This is a genomic window from Vicinamibacteria bacterium, from assembly GCA_035620555.1.
GTDB lineage: Bacteria > Acidobacteriota > Vicinamibacteria > Marinacidobacterales > SMYC01 > DASPGQ01.
The window spans coordinates 1-5,717 of sequence record DASPGQ010000681.1; the positions used below are offsets into that span (position 1 = coordinate 1).

Consider the following 5,717-nt stretch of genomic DNA (forward strand, 5'->3'; position numbering starts at 1 on the left):
CTCACTTCTGGAGAAAGTTGGAAACGCCGACCTCGTCCGCGGGATCTCGGATCTCTTGGGGATCCGTCGCATGGTGGACGAGCAGGAGCCGACTCGCCAGAAATACGAGGACCTGGTGACGGCGTGCTCGCGGACCATCGACGGCTACTACTGGCTCGACCACGAGGAGGTCGGCAAGCTGCTCTCGGCGGTGCGTGATGTCCACGCCACCGCCGAAGCCATCATCGACGAGTTCGAGAAAGTCGAAGCTCTTCGGGCCGAAGCGGGGAAGGTCTTCTCTGCCGCCGAGGAGTCGGTCGCGACCATCTTTCGCGACATCGCTCCGGATTCCTGGACCGCCATCGATCAATTCGTCGATTGCCTGAGTCGGCTGCGTTCGGCCCGGGGACACCTCATCACGCTTCGGGAAACGCGCTATATCGACTTGGCCGGCGTCGAGTCGCTCGAGCAGCGCATCGTGGAAACCTTCGACGCAATCAGCGAGCGCGCGGTCGAGTTTCTCCTCGGAGAAGAAGCACTCGCTCCCTATCGGGCGCAGGTTGGCGAGCTCGAGGCGAGCGTGCCCGGCCTCGCCAAGGTAACGGAGGCCGAAGCCCATCGCCGGGCGCTCGAAGAGCTCGCCGACCGCCTGGATCTCCTGACCGAGGTGGTGGGGTCGCTCGAGATCGACGACGCCACGGTTCGCACGCGGATACTCTCCGACATCTCCGAGATCCTCGCGAACTTGAACCGCGGCCGGGCGCTTTTGGCCAACCGGAGAAAAGAGCTCCTATCCAAGGAAGGAATCGCCGAATTCGGGGTGCAGTTCCAGCTGCTGAGCCAGAGCGTGGTCAGTGCACTCGGGCTCGCCGACACTCCCGAAAAGTGCGACGAGCAGCTCTCGAAGCTGATGCTCCAGCTCGAAGAGCTCGAAACGAGATTCTCCGAGTTCGACGAGTTCGTGGCCGAGCTCACGACCAAACGCGAGGAGATCTACGAGGCGGTCGCATCGAAGAAGCAGGCCCTGGTCGATCAGAGAAACCGCCGTGCCCAGACGCTCGTGCAGGCCGCCGAACGAATACTGGAGAGCGTCTCGAGACGTGCCGAATCATTCGAGACCGCGGACGCGTTGAACGCCTTCTTCGCCTCCGATCCGATGGTGGCGAAGCTTCGGCAAACCGCGAAAACCCTTCGCGAGCTCGGCGACTCGGTTCACGCGGACGAGATCGAGGGACGAATCAAGGCGGCCAAGGAGGACGCTTCCCGAGGCCTCCGTGACCGGCAAGACATCTACGAGGAGGGTCAGAACGTCATCAAGCTCGGGCGGCACCGATTCAGCGTCAACACCCAGCCGCTCGAGCTCACCATGGTTCCACGAGACGCGGGAATGTCCCTCCACCTCACCGGCACTGGATTCTACGAGCGAATCGAGGATCCCGAGTTCGTGAGAACACGAGACTACTGGTCCCAGGAGCTGGTTTCGGAAACCAGGGAGGTCTACCGAGGCGAGTTCCTCGCCTACACGATTTTCGCCGATGCCGAGCTCGGTAGCGGCGACCTCTCCGTCCGCAAGCTCCACGAGGCCGCCCTCCACGACGGGCACCTGCTCGGACTCGTTCGCAACTACGCTTCGGAGCGTTATGACGAAGGCTACGAGCGCGGGATCCACGACGCCGACGCGACCAAGATTCTGGAGAAGCTCCTTTCGATGCGCGAGACGGCCGATCTGCTTCGCTACTCGCCGTCGGCGCGTGCCCTGGCCACCCTGTTCTGGGCGAGCTATCCCGAGCGCAAGAAGCGCTCGCTCTGGGAGAGTGAGGCGAGGAGCCTGGTGCGGCTGCGATCGCAGTTTCAACGGGCGGTGGCGATGGCGCGGCTTCACGATGAGCTCGACCAGGCGATCGTCGAGCATCTTTCCGGTCTCGGCATCGCGACCTCGCTCGCAGAAGTCCGGGGGGCCGGGGCTTACCTTCTCGAGGAGATCGCGCGTCAGCCTCAAAAGTTCGTTCTCAGCGCCGAAGCCGACGCGCTCTTGCGTCGCTTCGATGCATACCTGCACGAGGCGGGTGGCGAGCGCGACATGGAGCAGGACCTGAGAGCGCTTCGCGACGAGCCGGCGCGCGCCTTCGAGCTGGTTCGGACCTGGATGACAGCCTTCCTCGCGGGAGAAGACACACGCTTCACCGACGAGGCGGTCGTGGCCCTCTTGTACCAGGGCACGGTGAGCCGGGAGGTCTCGAGCGCCCAGGCGGCCACCGAGGTGGAGGGCCTACTCGGAAATCATCCAAGGATCGTGAACGGTCGAATGACCCTGCGCCTCGACGAGCTCCTAGCGCGGGTCGGCCGATTCCGGCAGGAGCGCGTGCCAGGGTTCCGCGACTTTCAGAAGGCTCGGCATGCCCTACTGATGCGGGAGAGCGAGAAGCTACGCCTCGAAGAGTACAAGCCGCGAGTGATGTCCGCATTCGTGAGGAACCGGCTCATCAACGAAGTCTACCTCCCACTCATCGGCGACAATCTGGCCAAGCAGATGGGAGCTCTGGGCGAAGGGAAGCGGACCGATCTCATGGGCATGCTTCTTCTCGTTTCTCCCCCGGGCTACGGCAAGACGACGCTGATGGAGTACCTCGCCAGCCGGCTGGGCCTCGTTTTCATGAAGGTGAACGGCCCTGCGCTCGGCCATTCGGTGACATCGCTCGATCCCGCCGCAGCCCCTAACGCGACCGCGAGGCAGGAAATCGAGAAACTGAACCTGGCCTTCGAGATGGGCAACAACGTCCTGCTATACGTCGACGATATCCAACATACTCATCCCGAGTTTCTCCAGAAGTTCATTTCCTTGTGCGACGCCCAGCGCAAAGTCGAAGGAGTATGGAAGGGACGGACCCGAACCTACGATCTGCGGGGCAAGAAGTTCGTCGTTTGTATGGCGGGCAACCCCTACACCGAGTCGGGGGCCAAGTTCCAGATTCCCGACATGCTCGCCAACCGCGCCGACACCTACAATCTCGGCGACATCCTCGAAGGCAAGGACGAGCTCTTCGCGCTCTCCTACATCGAGAACAGCCTCACGTCGAACCGCGTCCTCGCTCCCTTGACGACGCGGGACCCGGGCGACGTCGACAAGCTGGTACGCATGGCTCGAGGGGAGCCGATTCAGGTCGACCAGCTGTCTCACGCTTATTCGGCGGTCGAGCTATCCGAGATTCTTTCGGTACTCGAGAAGCTCCTACGGGTGCAGCAGACGCTCCTGCGCATCAACCAGCAGTACATTTTGTCCGCCTCGCAGCAGGACGCCTACCGTACCGAACCGCCGTTCAAGCTTCAGGGAAGCTATCGGAACATGAACAAGCTCGCGGAGAAGATTGTTGCCGCGATGAACGAAGGGGAGCTCGAGACCCTGATCGACGACCACTACCTCGGTGAGTCCCAGACCCTCACGACCGGCGCGGAAGAAAACCTCCTGAAGCTGGCGGAGATGAGGGGCCGAATGACGCCCGGCCAGAGACAACGTTGGGAGGAGATCAAGAAGGGCTTCGTCCGTATCCAGAGAATGGGAAGCTCGGCGGACGACCCCGCCAGCCGGCTGACGGGCCAGCTCAGTATCGTCTCCGAGAGGCTCGAGGACATCAGCGAGAGCATCGAGCGCGCCGTGGAGGAAGCCGCCTCGAGATCCGCCGATGGGCTCGATCCCGACATCAGCGCCTTTGCCGCGGCTCCCCCGCCGGTGTCGACGGTGGACGTAAAGCTCGACCTCGCCCCCTACATCGAAAAGCTCCACGAGGTCCTGGATGCCATTCGGAACGGACAAAAAGAGGTGCGGGTGGTGGAGAGGGAGCCCGAGGGCCCGCCGCCCGACTACGAGCTGATTTCCCGAGAGGCCTATCTCATCCAGGGAACACTGATTCCCCTCGTCAAGTTCATGGCCCATCGTTTCCGCGGATACCGTGGCATCGACGATCCGAAATTGAAGCAGCTCATCGCCAAGCTCGAGCACGTGGACGACATCCCCGAGCTCGTCGACGCGCTCCAGAAGGTCAACGTTTCCGCGCTCTCGAACATGACCGATGTGGGAGAAGATCCGGGAGCGCACTCGTGACCGTGCTACGATCGGCCTTCCGAGAAAGGGGATGACCCAATGGGACTCTTCGCGCGCATCAAAGCCGTCTGGTACGCCTTGCTCAGCAAGTCCGTCACCGAAATGGAGGACAAGCACGCCATCGCCCTCGCGGAGACGAAGCTCCAACAAGCCACCGAGCGTTTGAAGGAGGCGCGGCAGGGTCTCATCAACTACCAGGCGCTCGTGCTGAAAGTCCAGCAGCAAGTCGATGGAGAGAGCTCCCGAATCACTACTTTGACCGGCCAGATCAAGAACCACCTGAACGCGGCGCAGGAGGAAATCGCTGCCCAGCTCGCCCTCGAGCTCGCTCGGGTGAAGAACGAGCTTGCGAGCAACGAGGAGCAGCTGAAACAGCACCAGGAGAACTACGAGAACAACCTTCTCAAGATGAAGGCGGCGCTCAAGGACATCGAGACCTCGAAGAAGGACCTAGAAAAGAAGAAGGCTGTCCTTCAAATGGAGAAGGCCCTAGCCGAAATCTCGGAGACGGCCGGAGCACTCAACACGAAATTCGACGTCTCGTCGGACATCGGTGCGATCCTGAGCCGGGTGGATGAACAAATCAACAAGGCACGGGCACGATCGAAGGTCGCCTCCGACCTGAGCGATCAAGGTGTGGACGTGCTCAAAGCCAAGCTCGAGGCCGACAAGTTACATGCGAAGGAGCTCCTCGAGCAGTTCAAGATCGAACAGGGATTGGTCGAGCCCTCCTCGACTCCGACCGAGAAGACCGTGGGACCCCAGAGGCAGGCGACGCCCGAGTCGGACTGATGATCGCTGACGGCACTCCCGAGTGGGCCCGGGAGCTCGCTAGAAGCTACGTTCGCAGCGCCGCGAGCGTTTTTCTCCTCCATGGGAACGTTCACGATGTCGTTCCCTTGGGAGAGACCTCGCAGTTCGTGTCGCTCGAGCACTACCTCGCCACCCAGCTCTTCGGCCAGCGCGATGTCGTTCTCTCCTACGATCGGGGAAGCGGAATCAGATTCCTGGCACCGGGCGACGCCACCCGTCGCCGCACGATGCAAGAGGATTTCTACAAGACGCTCACGGCGATCGACATGATCAGCGGAACGAGCCTGGCCAGTACGCGCCCGAAGGACCCGCGGATCGTGCTCGATCTTCTCGACCGCTACATTCTCCACAAACTGGTGGACACTCCGCCCGAGGGCAACCGCAGGAGTGTCGCGATCGTCATTCGCTACCTCGAGACGATTACCCCCGCGGTGGATAGCTCTCTGCTGTCGGGGGAGCTCGGCGCAAATCTCATCAAACTGCTCAACTGGGCCAACGACCCCGGGATACGCGCGGCCGACGTCACCCTCTGTCTTCTGGCGGAAAGTCTGGGTGACGTGCATCGACGCCTGGTGGAGAACCCGTTCATCGCGAAGATCGAGGTCCCGCTCCCCGACGAGGCGACGCGCAGACGGTACGCCGTCGAGAGCTTGAGTCAGGAAGCCAATCTCGCGAAGGCCGTCTCCCTCGAGTCGAACGGACTCACGCTCGTCGGTCTGGGCCAGGCGATTGGAGCGTCTCTCGGCGGAAGCGGTCTCGTGGAGCTCGAGTCGTTGCGGCGCGCCAAGAAGGATCTGATCGAAAAGCAATGTTTCGGCCTGGTGGA

Annotated in this window: 3 protein-coding genes; all 3 read left to right on the forward strand. The window is 62.1% G+C overall.

The features are described 5' to 3' along the window. The coding region (locus VEK15_27540) for a DNA repair ATPase (GenBank protein ID HXV64482.1) at positions 1–4,078 on the forward strand (4,078 nt) is incomplete at its 5' end. Between the two features lie 39 nt (positions 4,079–4,117). After that, complete coding sequence (locus VEK15_27545; GenBank protein ID HXV64483.1) at positions 4,118–4,870, forward strand: PspA/IM30 family protein; 753 nt, start codon at positions 4,118–4,120, stop codon at positions 4,868–4,870. Continuing rightward, on the forward strand, positions 4,870–5,717 hold an 848-nt coding region (locus VEK15_27550), incomplete at its 3' end, for a hypothetical protein (protein ID HXV64484.1). The genes VEK15_27545 and VEK15_27550, both read left to right, overlap by 1 nt.